The 19,366-nt window shown below is 68.6% G+C and carries 22 protein-coding genes; 11 read left to right on the forward strand and 11 right to left on the reverse strand.

The window, feature by feature from the left end; all coding sequences use genetic code 11:
• Positions 1–28: 28 nt before the first annotated feature.
• Both ychF and LC452_RS13395 read right to left on the reverse strand, forming a co-directional pair.
• Positions 29–1,102, reverse strand: a complete 1,074-nt coding sequence (gene ychF / locus LC452_RS13390) for a redox-regulated ATPase YchF (protein ID WP_223626131.1) — start codon at positions 1,100–1,102, stop codon at positions 29–31.
• A 43-nt stretch (positions 1,103–1,145) separates the two neighbouring features.
• On the reverse strand, positions 1,146–1,886 hold the full coding sequence (locus LC452_RS13395) for a class I SAM-dependent methyltransferase (RefSeq protein ID WP_223626133.1): 741 nt from the start codon (positions 1,884–1,886) through the stop codon (positions 1,146–1,148).
• A 59-nt stretch (positions 1,887–1,945) separates the two neighbouring features.
• Here LC452_RS13395 and LC452_RS13400 point away from each other — a divergent pair, with 59 nt between their 5' ends.
• The gene (locus LC452_RS13400) at positions 1,946–2,539 is read left to right on the forward strand and encodes a 3'-5' exonuclease (protein WP_223626135.1); all 594 of its coding nucleotides are present in this window, start codon (positions 1,946–1,948) and stop codon (positions 2,537–2,539) included.
• Positions 2,540–2,604: 65 nt separating this feature from the next.
• Positions 2,605–3,882: a DNA recombination protein RmuC gene (locus tag LC452_RS13405; protein WP_223626137.1), complete on the forward strand. Its 1,278-nt coding sequence runs from the start codon at positions 2,605–2,607 to the stop codon at positions 3,880–3,882.
• Position 3,883: 1 nt separating this feature from the next.
• On the opposite strand, the gene LC452_RS13410 is transcribed toward LC452_RS13405, so the two are convergent.
• Together LC452_RS13410 and glpX are read right to left on the reverse strand one after the other, a co-directional pair.
• On the reverse strand, positions 3,884–4,168 hold the full coding sequence (locus LC452_RS13410; RefSeq protein WP_223626139.1) for a hypothetical protein: 285 nt from the start codon (positions 4,166–4,168) through the stop codon (positions 3,884–3,886).
• Between the two features lie 161 nt (positions 4,169–4,329).
• Complete coding sequence (glpX, locus tag LC452_RS13415) at positions 4,330–5,316, reverse strand: class II fructose-bisphosphatase (RefSeq protein WP_223626141.1); 987 nt, start codon at positions 5,314–5,316, stop codon at positions 4,330–4,332.
• Between the two features lie 185 nt (positions 5,317–5,501).
• Between glpX and fbaA the strand changes: the two genes are divergently transcribed.
• On the forward strand, positions 5,502–6,530 hold the full coding sequence (gene fbaA / locus LC452_RS13420; protein ID WP_223626143.1) for a class II fructose-bisphosphate aldolase: 1,029 nt from the start codon (positions 5,502–5,504) through the stop codon (positions 6,528–6,530).
• A gap of 87 nt (positions 6,531–6,617) precedes the next feature.
• Here fbaA and LC452_RS13425 read toward each other — a convergent pair whose 3' ends face one another.
• The 3 genes from LC452_RS13425 to LC452_RS13435 all read right to left on the reverse strand — a co-directional run bounded on the left by LC452_RS13425 (position 6,618) and on the right by LC452_RS13435 (position 9,233).
• Complete coding sequence (locus LC452_RS13425; RefSeq protein ID WP_223626145.1) at positions 6,618–7,142, reverse strand: DUF6264 family protein; 525 nt, start codon at positions 7,140–7,142, stop codon at positions 6,618–6,620.
• A 253-nt stretch (positions 7,143–7,395) separates the two neighbouring features.
• Positions 7,396–8,187 carry an IclR family transcriptional regulator gene (locus LC452_RS22095; RefSeq protein WP_223626147.1) on the reverse strand — a complete coding sequence of 264 codons (792 nt, stop codon included), beginning with the start codon at positions 8,185–8,187 and terminating at the stop codon, positions 7,396–7,398.
• A 2-nt stretch (positions 8,188–8,189) separates the two neighbouring features.
• Positions 8,190–9,233, reverse strand: a complete 1,044-nt coding sequence (locus LC452_RS13435) for a 4-hydroxy-3-methylbut-2-enyl diphosphate reductase (RefSeq protein WP_374197780.1) — start codon at positions 9,231–9,233, stop codon at positions 8,190–8,192.
• 112 nt (positions 9,234–9,345) lie between these two features.
• Here LC452_RS13435 and xseA point away from each other — a divergent pair, with 112 nt between their 5' ends.
• From xseA to LC452_RS13460, 5 genes are read left to right on the forward strand one after another with little or no spacing between them, the layout of a single operon-like run.
• A complete protein-coding gene (gene xseA / locus LC452_RS13440; RefSeq protein WP_223626151.1) occupies positions 9,346–10,623 on the forward strand; it encodes an exodeoxyribonuclease VII large subunit in 1,278 nt (425 codons plus the stop codon).
• Positions 10,624–10,659: 36 nt separating this feature from the next.
• Positions 10,660–10,902: an exodeoxyribonuclease VII small subunit gene (locus LC452_RS13445; protein WP_223626153.1), complete on the forward strand. Its 243-nt coding sequence runs from the start codon at positions 10,660–10,662 to the stop codon at positions 10,900–10,902.
• Positions 10,899–11,543 carry a DUF4245 family protein gene (locus tag LC452_RS13450; protein WP_223626155.1) on the forward strand — a complete coding sequence of 215 codons (645 nt, stop codon included), beginning with the start codon at positions 10,899–10,901 and terminating at the stop codon, positions 11,541–11,543. The genes LC452_RS13445 and LC452_RS13450 overlap by 4 nt, the downstream gene beginning before the upstream one ends.
• Positions 11,540–12,214 (forward strand): carbonic anhydrase, encoded by a 675-nt coding sequence (locus LC452_RS13455; RefSeq protein WP_223626157.1) that lies wholly within the window; start codon positions 11,540–11,542, stop codon positions 12,212–12,214. The genes LC452_RS13450 and LC452_RS13455 overlap by 4 nt, the downstream gene beginning before the upstream one ends.
• Positions 12,211–13,605 carry an aspartate ammonia-lyase gene (locus tag LC452_RS13460; protein ID WP_223626161.1) on the forward strand — a complete coding sequence of 465 codons (1,395 nt, stop codon included), beginning with the start codon at positions 12,211–12,213 and terminating at the stop codon, positions 13,603–13,605. Before LC452_RS13455 ends, LC452_RS13460 begins: the two co-directional genes overlap by 4 nt.
• A gap of 116 nt (positions 13,606–13,721) precedes the next feature.
• Here LC452_RS13460 and LC452_RS13465 read toward each other — a convergent pair whose 3' ends face one another.
• The 3 genes from LC452_RS13465 to LC452_RS13475 all read right to left on the reverse strand — a co-directional run bounded on the left by LC452_RS13465 (position 13,722) and on the right by LC452_RS13475 (position 17,208).
• Positions 13,722–15,026, reverse strand: a complete 1,305-nt coding sequence (locus tag LC452_RS13465; RefSeq protein ID WP_223627668.1) for a PhoH family protein — start codon at positions 15,024–15,026, stop codon at positions 13,722–13,724.
• 237 nt (positions 15,027–15,263) lie between these two features.
• The gene (locus tag LC452_RS13470; protein WP_223626163.1) at positions 15,264–16,388 is read right to left on the reverse strand and encodes an aminotransferase class V-fold PLP-dependent enzyme; all 1,125 of its coding nucleotides are present in this window, start codon (positions 16,386–16,388) and stop codon (positions 15,264–15,266) included.
• A gap of 40 nt (positions 16,389–16,428) precedes the next feature.
• Complete coding sequence (locus LC452_RS13475) at positions 16,429–17,208, reverse strand: isoprenyl transferase (RefSeq protein ID WP_223627670.1); 780 nt, start codon at positions 17,206–17,208, stop codon at positions 16,429–16,431.
• Positions 17,209–17,305: 97 nt separating this feature from the next.
• Here LC452_RS13475 and LC452_RS13480 point away from each other — a divergent pair, with 97 nt between their 5' ends.
• Positions 17,306–18,034, forward strand: coding sequence for a hemolysin III family protein (locus tag LC452_RS13480; protein WP_223626165.1), 729 nt, complete (start codon positions 17,306–17,308; stop codon positions 18,032–18,034).
• A 6-nt stretch (positions 18,035–18,040) separates the two neighbouring features.
• Here the strand turns inward: LC452_RS13480 and LC452_RS13485 are convergent, their stop codons facing one another.
• Positions 18,041–18,325, reverse strand: coding sequence for a hypothetical protein (locus LC452_RS13485; RefSeq protein ID WP_223626167.1), 285 nt, complete (start codon positions 18,323–18,325; stop codon positions 18,041–18,043).
• Between the two features lie 67 nt (positions 18,326–18,392).
• On the opposite strand from LC452_RS13485, the gene LC452_RS13490 reads away from it, so the two are divergent.
• Together LC452_RS13490 and greA are read left to right on the forward strand one after the other, a co-directional pair.
• Entirely contained in the window at positions 18,393–18,779 is a 387-nt protein-coding gene (locus tag LC452_RS13490; RefSeq protein ID WP_223626169.1) for a DUF4307 domain-containing protein, read from the forward strand.
• A gap of 95 nt (positions 18,780–18,874) precedes the next feature.
• Positions 18,875–19,366 carry a transcription elongation factor GreA gene (gene greA / locus LC452_RS13495; RefSeq protein ID WP_116636933.1) on the forward strand — a complete coding sequence of 164 codons (492 nt, stop codon included), beginning with the start codon at positions 18,875–18,877 and terminating at the stop codon, positions 19,364–19,366.

The following is a 19,366-nucleotide window of genomic DNA, read 5'->3' on the forward strand; positions in this document are numbered from 1 at the left end:
CCGGCAAGCACGGCAAGGGCACCCCGCCTCAGTTGTTGAAGCGGAACTCCACGACGTCGCCGTCCTTCATGACGTAGTCCTTGCCCTCGAGGCGCGCCTTGCCCTTCGCGCGGGCCTCCACGACAGAGCCGGTCTCGACGAGATCCTCGAACGAGACGATCTCGGCCTTGATGAAGCCCTTCTCGAAGTCGGTGTGGATGACACCCGCCGCCTGCGGAGCCTTCGACCCCTTGGGGATCGTCCAGGCACGAGCTTCCTTCGGACCTGCGGTGAGGTACGTCTGCAGCCCGAGCGTGTCGAAACCGATGCGGGCGAGCTGATCGAGTCCCGACTCGTCCTGTCCGGTCGATGCCAGCAGTTCAGCGGCATCCTCCGGGTCGAGGTCGATGAGCTCGGACTCGATCTTCGCGTCGAGGAAGATGGCCTTCGCGGGCGCGACCAGGGCGGCGAGCTCCGCCTTGCGCGCAGCATCGGTCAGCACGCCCTCATCGACGTTGAAGACGAAGATGACGGGCTTCGCGGTGAGCAGTCCGAGTTCGCGGATCGGCGCCAGGTCGATGCCGGCGACCGACAGCAGCACCCCGCGCTCGAGGGCGTCCTTGGCCGCGATGGCGGTCTCGAGCACGACCGGCTCGATCTTCTTGCCGCGCACTTCCTTCTCGTAACGGCTGATCGCCTTGTCGACGGTCTCGAGATCGGCGAGCATCAGCTCGGCGTTGATCGTCTCCATGTCGGATGCCGGATTCACGGCGCCGTCCACGTGCACCACGTCGTCGTCGGAGAAGCCGCGGACCACTTGGGCGATGGCGTCGGCCTCACGGATGTTCGCGAGGAACTTGTTCCCCAGGCCCTCGCCCTCGCTCGCACCGCGGACGATGCCGGCGATGTCGACGAAGGACACGGCTGCGGGCAGGATCCGCTCGCTGCTGAAGATCTCGGCGAGTGTGTCGAGACGCGGGTCGGGCAGGTTCACCACGCCGACGTTCGGCTCGATCGTCGCGAACGGATAGTTCGCCGCGAGCACGTCGTTCTTGGTGAGTGCGTTGAAGAGGGTGGACTTGCCGACGTTGGGCAGGCCGACGATGCCGATAGTGAGAGCCACGGAGGACGAGTCTACCTGTCGGTTCCGGCGCGATCCTGCGTCGTCAGTCCCGCACCGCGCGGAACGCTCGCGTCACGTAAGGCAAATCGATCGTGTCATCACCGTGCACACCGAGTTCGTCGAACAGCGCGTCCATGTCCCGTCGGATGCGCGACTTCTCCTCGTCGGATGCCGTGATCACATAGCTGCGCGATGACGCCATCGTGTGCAGCAGACCCCGCGTCATCGGACGGACCCACTCCCAGCGCTCCTGGGCGAGAGGGCCGAACGGTGCCGCGACGACCGGGTCTCCCGCGGCGAGCATGATCTCGGCATTGCTGCCGTGCATGATCTCCGTGAGCCGTCGCACCCAGTCGACGCTCTCATCCCGGATGTTCCAGATGAGCCCGAGCACTCCTCCGCGCCGCACGACGCGCCCGATCTCTGCGGATGCCGCGACCGGCTCCACCCAATGCCAGGCCTGCCCCAGCACCACGGCATCGACGCTGTCATCCGGCAGCGGCAGGCTCTCGGCCGTTCCCACGAACGCCGGAACGCCGGGGACCGCGGTGCGCAGCGTCGCGAGCATCTCCGGATCGGGATCGACCGCGACGACCTCGGCATCCGGAGCACCGATGAGCGTGCGGGTCAGCTTGCCTGTTCCGGCCCCGACATCGGCGATCCGACGCGACCCGTGCGGCAGGGCGTCGAGCATCCACGCCACGGCGTCGAAGGGATACTCAGGGCGTCCGACCTCGTAGCTGTGGGCCTGTACGCCGAAGGATGTCGCCTGCTCGTCCGTCATGTCGCCAGCCTACGGCGAGCCTGCGATCGGTCGCAGAAATCGCGAGGGAGAGTGGAACCGTGCCACTGGACTTCACTGCGATCGACTTCGAAACCGCGAACTCCAGCCCCGCCTCCGCCTGCTCCGTCGGACTCGTCCGCGTGCGCGGCGGCGAGGTCGTCGCCACTGCCGGCTGGCTGATCCAGCCGCCGCCCGGCCACGACGAGTTCCAGGAGTGGAACGTGCGCATCCACGGCATCCAGCCGTCCGACGTGCTCTCCGCCGCGACCTGGGTGGATCAGTTCGACCGGCTGTGCGGCTTCGCGGGCGCCGACGTGCTCGTCGCGCACAACGCGGGATTCGACCTCAACGTGCTGCGACGGGCCGCGGAGGCCACCGGCATGCTGTGCCCGCCGTATCGTTCGCTCTGCAGCCTGCAGGTCGCGCGCAAGACGTATCAGCTCGACTCCTACCGTCTGCCCATGGCTGCGGCCGCTGCGGGATTCGCCGAGTTCTCGCATCACGATGCCCTGGCCGACGCCCGCGCCTGCGCGCAGATCGTGATCGACGCCGCACGTCGCCACGGCGCGGCCGACGTCCACGCTCTCGCCGAGACGCTGAGCCTGCGCGTGACGGAGCCCGCTGCGCCCGCCCTGGAGCGCGCCGTCGCCTGACGAGGATCACCGCGCCTGAGCGGGGCGGCGCCGCAATGTCGGATGCCGGCCGCATCATGAGACACATGGATGCTCTCTCGTTCGTTCTGGTCCTCGCCGCACTCGCGGCGGGTGTCGCCGTGGGCTGGTTCCTGCGCGCCGGACGCGGGGCTGCGGACCTCGCGCGCTCCGAAGCAGAGCTGGCCGCCGCACGCGACGACCGCGACCGTCAGTACGACCTCTACCGTGATGCCGTCGAGCACGCCCGCACCGAGCAGCGGGCGGAGGCGCTGCGCGTGCAGCAGCAGAACGCCGTGCTCACGGCGCTCGCACCGGTGCGCGAGAGCCTGCAGCAGATGCAGTCCAAGGTGACCGCGATCGAGCAGGAGCGTCAGGCGCAGTTCGGCACCCTCGCCGAGCAGCTGCGCCGGGCCCAGGAGTCCGACGAGGCGCTCCGCGCGACGACCGAGTCCCTCGCCGGAGCCCTGCGCTCCACGGCGACGCGCGGCGTCTGGGGCGAGACGCAGCTGCGGCGGGTCGTCGAGGCGGCCGGGCTCACTCGGCACGTCGACTTCGACCTCCAGTCGACGATCTCCTCCGACAGCGGAACAGGCCGCCCCGACATGGTCGTGCGCCTCGCGGGCGGCACGTCGATCGCGGTCGACGCCAAGGTCCCGCTCGATGCCTACCTCGAGGCCTCGGCCCTGCCCGCCGGCGACGCGCACGAGCCTCAGCGGCGTGCGCATATGCAGCGGCACGTGAAGGCGGTCCGCGCCCACATCGACGCGCTCGCGAAGAAGGCGTACTGGTCGGGCCTCGACGCCAGCCCGGAATTCGTGATCTGCTTCCTGCCCAGCGAGTCGCTGCTGGCCGCCGCCATCGATGAGGACCCGACCCTGCTCGACTACGCCTTCAGCCGGGGCGTGGCGCTGGCTTCGCCGGTGAACCTCTGGGCCGTGCTCAAGACGGTCGCCTACACCTGGACCCAGCAAGAGGTGTCGACCGAGGCGCGCACGCTGCTGAACCTCGGAACACAGCTCTACGAGCGGCTCGGCACGCTGGCGGGTCACGCCGACGATCTGCGCCGAGCGCTGGAGCGCACCGTCGACAGTTACAACAAGTTCGCGGGATCCCTCGAGACGCGCGTCCTCGTGACGGCACGACAGTTCCCGGGCATCGATGCGTCGGGTCTTGCGACCGCCCCCGCCGTGACCGCCGGAGTCACCCGGCGTTTCAGCGCGCCGGAACTCGTCGGTATCGACGACGACGACGAATCAGACGAGGCGGCGTCGGACGACGACGCCTCGACCATCACGGTGCGTGCCGACGTCGGCGACGTGCGCGCGCGTCTGGACGGCGCGTAGGTCAGGCAGCGCCCGGAACGCCGCTCAGCAAGACGATGACGAGGCCACTCGTCGCGAGGAAGGCGCCGATCATCCACCAGGCGCTGATCTCGTGACCCTCGTCGAGGCGTTTGCGGAACAGCACGTCGGCGCGACGGGCCGGATCGCTGACCGCCGTCGGCGGCGGCGAGGTCGGAGCGGGCGCGATGACTTCCGCGTCCGCGCTCACCCGGAGGATGCGCCCCGTATTCGTCGTCACGATCTTCGTCGGGGCGGCCTTGGAGCCGCTCGTGTGCTGCGTTGTCATCTGTTCGCCCTCCTGCGCCTGCGGTGCCTGGCGGCTCCGTCGACAGCGACAAACCCAGTGACAATTGTGACACGGCACTCCCCGGAAGCGGGGATCACGACGAAACGACCCGATACCGGGTCGATAACGATGGGCCGCGTCCGACGATCAGAGTCGCGGGCTCAGAGCCACTTGGAGACCAGGTGCTCCGACGCGATCCGGCGCAGCGTGCCGGACGCTCCGCGGAGCACGACGCTCTCGGTGTAGACGAAGCCGCGCTCTCGGCGCACACCCGCGACGAGCTGGCCGTCGGTGACGCCGGTGGCGACGAAGATCGTGTTCTTGCCCTGCACCAGATCGTCGGCCTCGTAGACCTTGTCCATGTCGAGACCGGCGTCGATGCCGCGCTGACGCTCGTCATCATCGCGCGGCCAGAGGATCCCCTGGATGTGCCCGCCGAGCGCCTTGATCGCGCAGGCGGTGACGATGCCCTCCGGGCTGCCGCCGACGCCCACGCACATGTCGGTGCGCGCATCATGCCGGGCGGCGTTGATCCCGCCGGCGACGTCGCCGTCGCTCATCAGACGCGTTCCGGCACCCGCGTCGCGGATGTCCTGGATCAGCTTCTCGTGACGCGGACGGTTCAGCACCGAGACGACGATCTCGTCGACCGGCTTGCCGAGTGCGCCCGCCAGCTTGCGGATGTTCTCGCCGATGGGCAGGCGGATGTCGACGACGCCGACGCCGGCCGGTCCGGTGACGAGCTTGTCCATGTAGAAGACGGAAGACGCGTCGAGCATCGTGCCGCGATCGGAGACTGCGATCACCGAGAGCGCGTTCTGCCGGCCCGCGGCAGTGAGCGACGTGCCGTCGATCGGGTCGACCGCGATGTCGCACAGCGGCCCGCGACCGGTGCCGACGACCTCTCCGTTGAAGAGCATTGGGGCGTTGTCCTTCTCGCCCTCGCCGATGACGACCTTGCCCTGGAAGTCGACGGTGCCGAGGAACGCCCGCATCGCGTCGACCGCGGCTCCGTCCGCCGCTTCCTTCGCGCCGCGACCGATGAACGGCACGGCGCGGATGGCCGCAGCCTCCGTGGAGCGGACCAGCTCCATCGCGAGGTTACGGTCGGGATGAAGAGGGCTCAGATCCGCTGTCAGACTCACCATGCGGTCAGCCTAGCCATCGCGCGTTGCGAACAGCCCGGCTTTCGTCCGATTTCGCATGAAGGAATCTCGATTCTTAACATGTGCGCAGGAGAGCCCGCGTCAGGCCGGTCCCTGCGCTGCGGCATCCGCTCACGCACCCCGATAGAGTGACTGCTGTCCCGGCTCACCTATACGCAGGAGTTCTCATGCCCGTCGCCACCCCGGACCAGTACGCCGAAATGCTCGACCGCGCAAAGGCCGGCGGCTTCGCGTACCCCGCTTTCAACGTGTCCAGCTCGCAGACGATCAACTCCGTCCTACAGGGTCTCACCGAGGCCGGCTCCGACGGCATCATCCAGGTCACCACGGGCGGCGCCGACTACTTCGCCGGCCACACCGTGAAGGCCCGCGCGACCGGCGCGCTCGCCTTCGCCCGCTACGCCACCGAGGTCGCCAAGAACTACCCGGTCACCGTCGCACTGCACACCGACCACTGCCCCAAGGACGCCCTGGCCGGCTTCGTGGAGCCGCTCATCGCCGCTTCCGAAGAAGAGGTCAAGGCCGGCCGCAACCCGATCTTCCAGTCGCACATGTGGGACGGCTCGGCTGTCCCGCTCGCGGAGAACATCGAGATCGCCAAGGACCTCCTCCCCCGCATGAAGGCGATCAACGCGATCCTCGAGGTCGAGATCGGCGTCGTCGGCGGCGAAGAGGACGGCGTCGCGCACGAAGGATCGAACGAGGCGCTCTACACGACCTTCGCCGACGTCGACCAGGCCGTGCAGGCGCTCGGACTCGGCGAGCAGGGCCGCTACATCGCCGCCCTCACCTTCGGCAACGTCCACGGTGTCTACAAGCCGGGTGGCGTGAAGCTGCGTCCCGAGCTGCTGGGCGAGATCCAGGAGCAGGTCGCCGCGAAGTACAACACGGGCGCGAAGCCGCTCGACCTCGTCTTCCACGGCGGCTCCGGCTCGACCGACGACGAGATCGCCCTCGCGGTCGCCAACGGCGTCATCAAGATGAACATCGACACCGACACGCAGTACGCGTACACGCGGGCGATCGCCGACTACATGTTCAAGAACTACGACGGCGTCCTCAAGGTCGACGGCGAGGTCGGCAACAAGAAGCAGTACGACCCGCGCGCGTGGGGCAAGGTCGCGGAGACCGCGATGGCCGCCCGCGTCGTCGAGTCGACCCGCCAGCTCGGCTCGTACGGCCAGTCGAAGAGCTGACCTCGCGTCGGGGTCGCTGACCCGGTCGACAGGCAAGGAGGGGCCCCGCCGTTCGGCGGGGCCCCTCCTTGCGTGCACGGGTCCGCGTCAGCTGCCGCCCATGTTCTGGACGTACGACATGAAGGCAGGGTCGCCGAACATCGGCACCGCCAGGCACATCGAGGTGATGAGCATCGTCACCACCGCGCCGACCAGCGGCACCCACCACGTGATCTTCGCGCTGCGGAGGCGCCGGATCGAGGCCCAGGCGGTGATCGCCCAGCCGACGACGAGCACGACGGCGGCGATGGAGCCCCAGAGCTTGCCCTGCTCGTAGTTCGTGAACTCCCCGTCGATCCCGAGGATCCTCATGCTCTCGTTCATCACCCGTGTGAGGTCGAGGTACGACACTGCCGTGAAGATCACGTTGAACAGGCCGTAGGCCAGCAGTCCGACGGTGACGACGCGGTCGACCGGATGCGGGCGGCGGGGCGCGGCGTCGACAGCGGGCTCCGACGCCGGTGCCGTCAGAACCGGCTCCGCGACGATCTCCTCCAGGGGTGGGAGGCCGGCCGCCCTCCGCTGCTCCTCGGGCGTCGCGAGTTCGCCGTACTGCGGGCGCTGATCGGTCATCCCGCCATGCTAATCCTCGCGGCTCTGAGCGGCTCACAGGAGTCGGAACAGCTGAAAGCCTCCGAAAATGATGGCGGCCCCGGAGGAGTGGGGACTCCTCGGGGCCGCGGATTCGGAACGCTGGGGACGCTCGTCATCCAAGTGGGTTCGACGCAGAGCTGGGGACCCTCCGCGAACCTGTAGTGCCGTTTGCACAGACGCCTACTTTTCTGATCATAGGAAAGTATCTGCCGACGGCGCTAGAGCGGAATCTTCAGATAGTGAACTCGACATCGGGCGGCCCCGTGTCGAACGAGTCCGCGCCGAGCTGCAGGGAGAGCCTGCGGGCGATCCTCTGGAGGCTCGAGACCAGTTCCCGATCCACGACCGCGCGGTCCGACGGCAGGGAGATCGCCAGCGACGCGGTGATGTTCGGTGCGATCACCGGCACGGCGACGCAGGTCGCCCCGATGGCGTACTCCTCCTCATCGAGCACCCACCCGGGCGAATGCTCGAGTTGCGTCAGCAAGGTCTTCCGATCGCTGATCGTCCGGGGGGTCAGCTCCTCGAGTCGATGACGCGCGAGATAGTCGAGGCGGTGCTCGTCGGGCAGCTCCGCCAGGATCTGCTTGCCGAGTGCTGTGGCGTGCGCGCTCGACTGGAGTCCCACCCAGAGCTCCACCCGCGGGTTGTGCACGGCGTCGACGATGTCGACCAGGTGCATCTCGCCGTCATCGAAGCGCGACAGGTACGCCGTCGCGCCGACCACCTCGGTCACCTCGCGGAGGGCGCCGCGCACACGGGCGAGGAAGACCCCGCGCGAATCGATCTGCTGCTGGAAGGCCGGGAATCGCGTGCCGAGCACGAGACCGTCGGGCTCGGAGGAGAGATACCCCTCATGGATGAGCGTCCGGACCAGGTTGTACGTCGTCCCGGGCGTCAGTCCGGTTGCGGCGGCGAGCATCTTCGCGGGAAGCGGTCGCGGCGAGTTCGCGACGATGTCGACGAGGCGGAGCGCGCGTTGCACGGACCCGATGAGGGTCGGCTCACCCTCCGCCGTGTTCACCGCTACGCGCCTCCTCCTGAAGCACGGCCGCCGAGCGCCCGCGCGTCGCGCTGGCCGGTGGAATCCTGGCGCAGCTCCTTGGGAAGAGAGAACATCAGATCCTCCTCGGCCGTCTTCACCTCTTCGACGTCGCGGTAACCGGCGTCGCTCAGCGCTTCGAGGACCTCGCGGACGAGCACCTCGGGAACGGATGCCCCGCTCGTCACGCCGACGGTCTCCACGCCGTCGAGCCATTCCTGCTTGACCTCTTCGGCGTAGTCGACACGATACGCCGCCTTGGCGCCGTATTCGAGGGCGACCTCGACGAGGCGCACCGAGTTCGAGGAGTTCGAGGATCCGACGACGATGACCAGATCGGCGTTCGTCGCGACCTTCTTGATCGCCACCTGCCGGTTCTGGGTGGCGTAGCAGATGTCGTCGGACGGCGGGTTGTGGAGCTCGGGGAAGCGCAGCCGAAGACGGTTGACGGTCTCCATGGTCTCGTCGACCGACAGCGTCGTCTGAGAGAGCCAGACGACCTTCGACGGATCCTTCACCTGCACGGTGTCGGCCTCGGCCGGCGAATTGACGATCGTCACGTGCTCGGGGGCCTCGCCCGCCGTGCCCTCGACCTCTTCGTGACCTTCGTGGCCGATGAGCAGGATCTCGAAGTCGTCCCGGGCGAAACGCACGGCTTCGCGGTGCACCTTCGTGACCAGCGGGCAGGTGGCGTCGATCGCGTGCAGTCCTCGATCGGATGCCGCGTTCACCACGGCCGGCGAGACCCCGTGCGCGCTGAAGACGACGTGGGCTCCGGCGGGGACTTCATCGACCTCTTCGACGAAGATCGCGCCCTTCTCCTCGAGTTCGGAGACGACATGGATGTTGTGCACGATCTGCTTGCGCACGTAGACGGGTGCGCCGTAGCGCTCCAGCGCCTTCTCGACCGCGACGACGGCCCGGTCGACCCCGGCGCAGTAGCCACGGGGAGCGGCCAGCAGAATCCGCTTGTGTCCGACGATCGGGTTATCCTGAAGCCGCCCGGCGGCCGCACGTACTCGTGGGATGCGCGGGATGGGGAGATGAACGGCAGTCGAAGTCACCCCTTGATTCTACCGGCGTCCTCCTGGGGAAGGCCGGGGTGCCGCCAGACGGCACGACGGCACGGAACGGGAGCACATGACAGTCTTCGAAGCGGCGGCGGGTCCGGGCGAGACGCCTCCGGCCGACGCCGTCGCGCCCCGGGACTCCACGTCCGACGCGCCCACCTCGGTCGCGCGCTTGAACGCGACTATCCGCGACTTCATCGCCCGGTGGAACACCGTGTGGGTCGAGGGCGAGATCACCTCCTGGAACGTCCGGGCCGGCAATGTGTTCGCGCGTCTGAAGGACACGCAGTCCGACGCGCAGATCTCCATCCGGATCTGGTCGAGCGTCCGCGGCCGCATCCCCTCCGACCTCGGCGTCGGCGACCACGTCGTGGCGGCCGTGAAGGCCGATTACTTCGTCAAGTCCGGCGACTTCAGCTTCGCCGTCTCCGCGATGAAGCACGTGGGTCTCGGCGATCAGCTCGAGCGGCTCGAGAAGCTGCGACTGCAGCTGCGTCAGGAGGGCCTGTTCGACTCGTCGCGCAAGAAGCGCCTGCCGTTCCTCCCCCACGTCATCGGCCTGATCACCGGCGAGCGGTCCGACGCCGAGAAGGACGTGCGGAGGAACGCCGAGTTGCGCTGGCCGCAGGTACGCTTCCGCACCGAGTACGCGGCGGTGCAGGGCGACCGCTGCGTGCCCGACACCCTCGCCGCGCTGAAGAGGCTCGACGCCGATCCCGAGGTCGACGTCATCGTCATCGCCCGCGGCGGAGGCGATCCGCAGACGCTGCTCGGATTCAGCGACGAGCGACTCGTGCGAGCCGTCGCCGCGGCATCCACCCCGGTCGTCAGCGCCATCGGCCACGAGAACGACCACCCGCTCCTCGACGATGTCGCCGACCTGCGAGCGTCGACCCCGACGGATGCCGCGAAGCGCGTGGTACCGGATGTCGGCGAGCAGCGCGCCCTCATCGCCCAGCTGCGTTCTCGGGCGACATCGCGCCTCACCCAGCGGCTGTCCCACGACATCGCACAGCTCGAGCAGCTGCGCTCCCGACCGGTCCTGCGCTCTCCCGCGCCGATCATCGACGCGCGGGCGCAGGAGCTGTGGCTGCTGCAGTCGCGCGGACGCGACACGCTCACCCGGCAGCTCGACACCGCCGGTCGCCGCACCAGCGAGCTCCGGGCCTCGCTGCGAGCACTGTCGCCGGCGGCGACCCTCGCACGCGGCTACGCGATCGCGCACCTCGAAGGCGGCGTGATCCTGCGTGACGCGGCGGATGCTCCGGCCGGCAGCGCCCTGACGATCACGGTCGACCACGGCTCGGTGGCCGCCCGTTCCGAAGGCGAGATCGCGGAAGGTTCCTGAGCCGGGCACCGTTCACGCACGCCGTAAGATGGAGGAGTGAGCGCCCTGAACGAGATCCCCGTCGAGACGCTGTCGTTCGAGGCAGCCCGCGATGAACTCGTCACCGTCGTCGCCGAGCTCGAACAGGGCTCCCCCACGCTCGAGCATTCGCTCGCCCTCTGGGAGCGCGGCGAAGCCCTCGCCGCCCGCTGCGAGGAGTGGCTGCTGGGCGCGAAGCGCCGTCTCGACGCCGCTCGGGCCGCGGCATCCGACTCCGACTCCGCCGGCAGCGCATCATGAGCAAGCCCGCCCCGATCGTCGCCGAGCTCGGACGCCCCGAGACACCGGACGAGACCGCCGCGCGCAAGGCCGCATCCAGCAAGGCGTACCGCGGCAGCCAGACCTTCCGAAACCTCATCGCCGCGCTGCTGGTGACCGTGGCCGTCGTCGCTGTGATCATCTTCGCCGTCCCGCGGGGCGAGCCGGTCGCCGCCGAGAAGATCGACGTAACGGGTATCGCCGAAGGCGTCGAATCGACCATGGACAGCCCGGCGATCGTCCCCGAGGTCGACGGGTTCTGGCGCGTGAACGCTGCCGAGCTGCAGAGCGGCGCCACGGTCGTGTGGGAAATCACCCTCGCACCGGCCGCCGACGACGAACGCGGCTTCATCAAGATCGCCCAGGCCTTCGACGCCGACGCCTCGTGGGCACCGCAGCGCTTGAACGGCAACGCGCCCACCGACGAGGTCAGCATCGGCGGACTCGACTGGGACGTGTACAAGCTCGGCGATGCGGGAGCGAACGCCAACGTCTCCTATGCGATCGGCACGCAGGCCGGAGACGACTACGTGCTCCTGTACGGCTCGCGCTCCGCCTCATCGACCGCCGACCTCGCAGAATCCCTCGTGCCGCAGATCCGCGCCCTCTCGGAGGCTTCATGACGCACCCGCTCACCCCCGCCGCAGCCTGGAAGCAGATGCAGGAGGGGAACGCCCGTTTCGTGCGCGACGAGCCCCAGCATCCGAACCAGGACGGCGCGCGCCGTCAGGACCTCGCCGCGGCCCAGCATCCGGTCGCGACGCTCTTCGGCTGCTCCGACTCGCGCCTGGCGGCCGAGATCATCTTCGACCTGGGCCTCGGCGACCTGTTCGTCGTGCGCAACGCCGGTCAGGTGCTGGGCGAGTCGATCGTCGCGAGTCTCGAATACGCCGTCGCCGTGCTGGAAGTGCCGCTCATCGTCGTCCTCGCGCACGACTCGTGCGGCGCCGTGCGCGCCGCGATCGACGGCACCGCGATCGACGCGGCTCCGCTCCCCCCTCACATCTGGCGCCTCATCGCCCCGATCGTGCCCGCCGCCCGGAAGGTGCTGGCCGAGAACGGCGGCACCACCGTCGCCGAGATCGACGCCGAACTCGTCGGCGAGGAGCACCTGCGCAACACCGTGCGCGATCTGCTGCAGTCGTCCGAGCTGATCAGCACCGCCGTCACCGAGGGCCGTCTGGGCATCGTCGGCGCCAACTACCGCCTGGCCGAGGGCACCGCGTCGCCGGTGATCACGGTAGGAATCGATACCGAGGGGTCCATCCCCGCAACCAAGGAGGGTTCGGAATGACCGAGCAGGACTACCGCATCGAACACGACACCATGGGCGAGGTGCGGGTGCCCGTCGACGCGCTGTACGGCGCGCAGACGCAGCGTGCCGTCGAGAACTTCCCGATCTCGGGCAAGGGTCTGGAGTCGACTCAGATCGCGGCCCTTGCGCGCATCAAGAAGGCCGCCGCCCTGGCGAACAAGGAGCTCGGCACCCTCGACGGCGCCATCGCCGACGCCATCGCACAGGCTGCCGATCAGGTCGCCTCGGGTGCGCACGACGGCGAGTTCCCGGTCGACACGTACCAGACCGGCTCCGGCACGTCGTCGAACATGAACATGAACGAGGTGCTCGCCACCCTCGCGACGCGCATCCTCGGGTCGACCGTGCACCCCAACGACCACGTGAACGCGTCGCAGTCGTCGAACGACGTGTTCCCGACCTCGGTGCACATCGCCGTCACCCAGGCGCTCATCGACACCCTCATCCCCTCGCTCGATCACCTCGCCGTCGCCCTCGAGGCGAAGGCGGAGCTGTGGAAGGATGCCGTCAAGTCCGGCCGCACGCACCTCATGGATGCGACGCCCGTCACGCTCGGCCAGGAGTTCGGCGGCTACGCCCGCCAGATGCGCCTCGGCATCGAGCGCGTGCAGTCGGCGCTCCCCCGCGTCGCTGAGGTCCCGCTCGGCGGCACGGCCGTCGGCACCGGCATCAACACCCCGCTCGGGTTCCCGCAGAAGGTCATCGCGCTGCTCGCTGCCGAGACCGAGCTGCCGATCACCGAGGCCAAGGACCACTTCGAGGCGCAGGCCAACCGCGACGGACTCGTGGAAGCCTCCGGCGCCCTCCGCACGATCGCGGTCTCCCTGACCAAGATCAACAACGATCTCCGCTGGATGGGCTCAGGCCCCAACACGGGTCTGGGCGAGCTGCACATCCCCGACCTGCAGCCCGGGTCGTCGATCATGCCCGGCAAGGTCAACCCGGTCGTGCCGGAGGCCGTGCTGATGGTCTGCGCTCGCGTGATCGGCAACGACGCCACGGTCGCCTGGGCCGGAGCATCCGGTTCCTTCGAGCTGAACGTCGCGATCCCGGTCATGGGCACCGCGCTGCTCGAGTCGATCCGTCTGCTGTCGAACGCCTCGCGGGTGCTCGCCGACAAGACGATCGACGGCCTGCAGGCGAACGTCGAGCGCGCGGCGGCCTTCGCGGGCATGAGCCCGTCGATCGTGACGCCGCTGAACAAGCTCATCGGCTACGAAGCGGCGGCGAAGATCGCCAAGCACTCGGTCGCCAACGGCATCACGGTGCGCGACGCCGTGATCGACCTCGGCTACGTCGAGCGCGGCGACCTCACCCTCGAGCAGCTCGACGAGAAGCTCGACCTGCTCTCGATGACGCACCCCGGCTGAGTCCGGACGCGCACGAGCGGATGCCGCGGGGACCTGGTCCTCGCGGCATCCGTCGTCTTCGGGGCTGAAAAGAAGAGCGGATGCCGAAAGTCACGGCATCCGCTCTCCCGCCATCGTCAGCTGAGCTCTCCGCCCTCCAGGAGTTCAGTGACGAGTGCTGCGATCGCCGAGCGCTCTGAGCGCATCAGCGTCACGTGTCCGAACAGGTCGTGCCCCTTCAGAGTCTCGATCACGCTGGCGATGCCGTCGTGTCGTCCGACCCGGAGGTTGTCGCGCTGACCGACGTCGTGCGTGAGGATGACGCGCGAGTTCTGGCCCATGCGGCTGAGCACGGTCAGCAGCACGTTGCGTTCCAGCGACTGCGCCTCGTCGACGATCACGAAGGCGTCGTGCAGGGAGCGTCCACGGATGTGCGTCAGCGGGAGCACTTCGAGCAGCCCGCGCTCGATGACCTCTTCGACGACGTTGCCCGAGACCACCGAGCCGAGCGTGTCGAACACCGCCTGACCCCAGGGTCCCATCTTCTCGCCCTGGTCGCCGGGGAGGTATCCGAGCTCCTGCCCGCCGACCGCGAAGAGCGGACGGAAGACGATGATCTTCTTCTGCTGCTGTCGCTCCAGCACCGCTTCGAGTCCGGCGCACAGCGCGAGCGCCGACTTTCCGGTACCGGCTCGGCCGCCGAGTGAGACGATGCCCACCTCCTGGTCGAGCAGCAGGTCGATCGCGATCCGCTGCTCGGCCGAGCGCCCGTGCATCCCGAAGATGTCGCGGTCGCCGCGCACCAGACGGTACTCGCCATCGCCGGTCACTCTGCCGAGAGCCGAACCTCGCTCCGAGTGGATGATCAGGCCGGTGTTCACGGGGATGCCCCTGGCGTCCTCGCTGATGCCGACTTCGCTCTCGTAGAGGTCGCTGATCTCGTCGCCACTGAGGTCGAGCGTCGAGATGCCCGTCCATCCGGAATCCACGGCCTGTTCGGCGAGGTACTCCTCCGCGCGGATGCCGAGAGATGCCGCCTTGACGCGCATCGGCAGATCCTTCGAGACGATCGTGACATCCTGACCGTCCTGTGCGAGGTGCATCGCGACCGAGAGGATGCGGGTGTCGTTGTCGCTCAGGCGGATGCCGGCCGGCAGGACCGACGGATCGGTGTTGGCGAGTTCGACCCGCAGGGTGCCGCCCTCGCCGACCTCGACCGGGAAGTCCAGTCGTCCGTGCTCGATGCGCAGGTCGTCGAGGTGACGCAGCGCCTGACGGGCGAAGTAGCCGATCTCCGGGTCGTGGCGCTTGCCCTCGAGCTCGGTGATCACGACGACGGGGAGCACCACGGAGTGCTCCGCGAACCGGAAGAACGCCTGCGGATCGCTCAGCAGCACCGACGTGTCGAGCACATAGGTGCGCAGGTCCTGATCCGGCTCGATCGACGAAGCGCTCCTCGTCGTCTTACGGGTGGACTGCTGCGCCGTGCTGGTGGACTGCTGCGCTGTACGTGTGGTCACGACCCACTCCCGACCCGGGGATTGATCCCCGCCTGAGAACGAGTCGACCTGGGGCCACGAGTCGTCAACCGGAAGGCCGACTCGACCGGGCTCCTTGCCCGATGCCTAGAACGTACGACTCCGAGAGGGCTTAACCGTGTGTCGACACGCGGGCGATTCTTACGAGCTTGTGAACGTCTCGTTTCCGAACGCGCCGAGCTCCTCGTCCAACTGCTGCAGGGTGGCTGCGTCGGTGCCGGCATGCGCCGCGATGCGCACCGATGAGCCCCGCGCCGTGACCACGATGCCGGCGTTCGCGAGAGCCGCGGCAAGACGGGCCGGCTCCTCGGGTGAGAGCACGACGATGCCTGCGCGGGACCCGCGCTCTCGGGGGGAGGTGACGGCGATCCCGTGACGGTCGGCGATCTCGACGATCGTGTCGACGTGCTCCGCGATCCGCGCCTCGATCGCCGCGACACCGGCATCGCGCACATCGCGGACCCCGATCGCGAGCCGGCCGGCGGCGAGCGTGTCAGGCGGGCTCACCGTGAACGCCTGCGCGGAGGGCGTCGGCGCGAGCAGCTCGTCGACGGAGAGGCCTGCGGTTCCGCTGATGCCCGAGAGCACCGGAGCGATGCGCTCCCTCGCCCGCGACGAGAACCACGCGAACGCACTGCCGCGTCCGGCACGCAGCCACTTGTACCCGTGTCCGACCACGACGTCGGCCGCCGTGTAGTCGACGTCGACGACCCCGAACGCCTGCACGGCATCGACGATGAGCAGTCGGTCGGGACCGATGAGCTCGCGCAGTGCGGCGAGGTCGGCGCGGAAGCCCGTACGGAAGTCGACGAGGCTGACGGCGAGCGCCGTGACCTCGTCGTCGAGCGCCTCGGCGACGACATCCGGAGTCACGCGTCCGTCGTCGGGCGTGATCCAACGCGGCGTCAGCGCCCGATGGGACGCGGCGGATGCGCGCTCGAGGGTCAGACTCACACTCGGGAACTCGGCCGTGCTCGCGATCACCGCGCCGGTCGTCCCGTACAGGGCGTGCATGAGACCCTGCGTCGACGACGGCTGCAGCGTGACGTCCGCGGGCTCGGCGCCGAGCAGTTCCGCGACGAGCTCCTGCGCCTGCCCGACGCGCTCCCAGACCAGCGAGAGCGACGAGGGGCGCCCGCTGCCCAGCAGATCGGCGTCGGCGAAGATCTCCTCGCGCACCGACGGCGAGAGCGGACCGAAAGCGGCCCAGTTCAGGTAGCCGGATTCGTTGTCGAACGTGCCGACGTAGTCGTCGAAAGTACTCACCGCGTCAGTCTGGCACGGGTACCAGGGCCCCCGGAACGCGCTAGCGGCCGAAGCGGCGGTCGCGGTCGGCGAAGTCGCGGATCGCGCGCAGGAAGTCGACCTGTCGCAGGTCGGGCCCCAGCGCCTCGACGAAGTAGAACTCGCTGTGCGCGCTCTGCCACAGCAGGAAGTCGCTGAGCCGCTGCTCACCGCTGGTGCGGATCACGAGATCGGGGTCGGGCTGACCGCCCGTGTACAGGTGCTCGCCGATCATCTCCGGAGTCAGATGCGCCGCGAGATCTTCCAGCGTGCCGCCCGATGCCTCGTGCTTCGTGATAATGCTGCGGACCGCGTCGACGATCTCGTGCCGCCCGCCGTAGCCGACGGCGAGGTTCACATGGAGCCCGGTGTGGTCCTTCGTGCGCGCCTCGGCCTCGGCGAGCACACGAGCGAGTTCCGTCGGGAGGATGTCGGAGCGGCCCACGTGCTGCACCCGCCAGTTCTGCTCCTGCGAAACCGCCTCCGCGAGCTCCGCGATGATCTCGATGAGGTCGGCCAGCTCGGCGGAGTCCCGCTTGCGCAGGTTGTCGCTGGAGAGCAGGTACAGCGAGACGACTCGCACGCCCAGCTCATCGCACCAGCCCAGGAACTCGCGCATCTTCGCCGCACCGGCCCGATGACCCTCTGCCGGGGTGGCGAAACCGAGCTGCCGGGCCCACCGCCGGTTGCCGTCGATCATCATCGCGACGTGGTGCGGTACGGACGCCGGATCGAGCTGGCGTCGCAGCCGGCTGGTGTAGAGCCGGTACAGCGGTCCGCGCCCCGGGCTCTCGCGTGACATCACCCACCTACGCTACCGTGTCGGGCCTCCGCGCACTGTGTGCGGAGGCTGAGGATATGTGCCATCCGCGGCATGCGCACCCACCTAGAGTGAGCACGTGAGCACTCCCGAGCCGACCGAACCCGAACTCCCCCAGCTGCCGCTTCTCGAGGTGGCCGCGGCGGATGCGGCGGTCGAGATCCGGCCGACCTGGCGCGGATGGATCCACGCCGGCGTCTTCCCCGTCGCGATCGTCGCGGGCATCGTGCTCATCGTCGTCGCCGAGAGCGGAGCGGCGAAGTGGGCGGCGGCCGTGTTCATGGCGAGCTCGCTGCTGCTGTTCGGCAACTCGGCGCTGTATCACCGGTTCGACTGGAAGCCGAAGGTGAAGCTGATCCTGAAGCGGATCGACCACGCCAACATCTTCCTGCTGATCGCCGGAACCTATACACCGCTCGCGACGCTGGCGCTCCCTCCGGAGAAGGGCGCTCTGCTCCTCTGGCTGGTCTGGGGCGGAACCGTGGTCGGCATCCTCTTCCGCGTCTTCTGGATCCATGCGCCGCGCTGGCTGTACGTGGCGCTCTACCTGCTGATGGGGTGGGCGGCCGTGATGTTCATGGCGGATCTGCTCGCGGCCAACGCCTCGATGATGATCCTCGTCATCATCGGCGGTCTGCTCTACACCGGCGGGGCGATCGTCTACGCCCTGAAGAAGCCGAACCCGTGGCCCGGGCGCTTCGGCTTCCACGAGATCTTCCACGTCTGCACGGTGCTCGCGTTCCTGTGCCACTGGACCGCGTGCCTGCTGATCACGCTGGCCCCGCTCAGCCCCTCACTCGGCGCCTGACGCCCCTCAGGTCGCGCGCGGATCGTCGTCGCCCTCGCGGGTGATCGGCAGATCGGCGTCGGTCTCGGTCGCCTCGTCGGCCGCGCGGGCCGCCTCTTCGGCATCGAGCTCGTCCCGCACTTCCTCGCGGTAGCGCACGCGCCGGATACGACGGTTCATGTCCCAGATGAGCAGGATCACCGCGATGACGATGACCACGATCACCGCGAAGCCGACGAAGCCGGGAGTCACCGCTTCGGGAGCCACCGTCATGGTGGGCGTCGGCATCGGAGTCTCGGACAGAGAGCGCATGTGTCGGCCTTTCCTACTCAGGTCGCATAACCTGGTATCACCAGCCTAACGACCGGAAGACCGCCCCGTGACGACCGCAGAAGAGCTCGACGAACGCTACGGCCGCACGCGCACGCGGCGGACGCCGTGGATCATCGCCGGCATCGTCGCACTGCTCGTGGTGGGGGCGTTCGGCTGGATGATCGTCGCCCAGTCGATGAGCTCGGTGGATGCCGACGATCTCGGCTTCGAGCTCGTCGACGAGCACACCGTCGACGTGCGGTTCCAGGTCAGCGGCGTGCAGGGCAAGGACGTCGTCTGCGTCGTCGAGGCGCTCGACGAGGAGTTCGGCGTCGTCGGCTGGAAGGTCGTCGAGATCCCCGCCGGAGACAGCCATACACAGGCGATGTCGACCGTCGTTCCGACCGTGTCCGCGGCCACCACAGGTTTGGTGAACACCTGCTGGGTCGCTTAGACTCATCGCAGACAGACGACGCCCTGGCAACGTGCCGGGGCGTCTTGGCATATCCCCCGCAGTATCCGGTGGGATCCGAAAGAAGGAGCTTCGTCATGTCCACCGACGCTCAGGTTCCCTTCCTCACGCAGGAAGCATATGACCGGCTCGTCGCCGAGCTGGAGCATCTGTCCACCACCGGCCGCGACGAGATCGCCAAGCGCATCGAGGCCGCCCGCGAAGAGGGCGACCTCAAGGAGAACGGCGGCTACCACGCCGCCAAGGACGAGCAGGGCAAGCAGGAGGCCCGCATCCGCACCCTCGAAGGTCTGCTGAAGACCGCGAAGGTCGGCGAGGCTCCGGCCAGCCGCGGCATCGTCGAGCCCGGCACCGTCGTGACCGCGGTCGTCGCCGGCGGCGAAGAGGTCTTCCTCCTCGGCAGCCGCGAGATCGCCGCCGGCGGCAGCGACCTCGACGTCTACAGCGAGGCGAGCCCTCTCGGCCAGGCCATCCTCGGCCTCAAGGTCGGCGAGAAGTCGTCGTACGAGGCGCCGAACGGCCGCTCGATCGCCGTCGAGATCGTGAACGTCGAGACGTACACCGGCTGA

This window comes from Microbacterium sp. EST19A (assembly GCF_019969685.1).
Classification (GTDB): Bacteria; Actinomycetota; Actinomycetes; order Actinomycetales; family Microbacteriaceae; genus Microbacterium.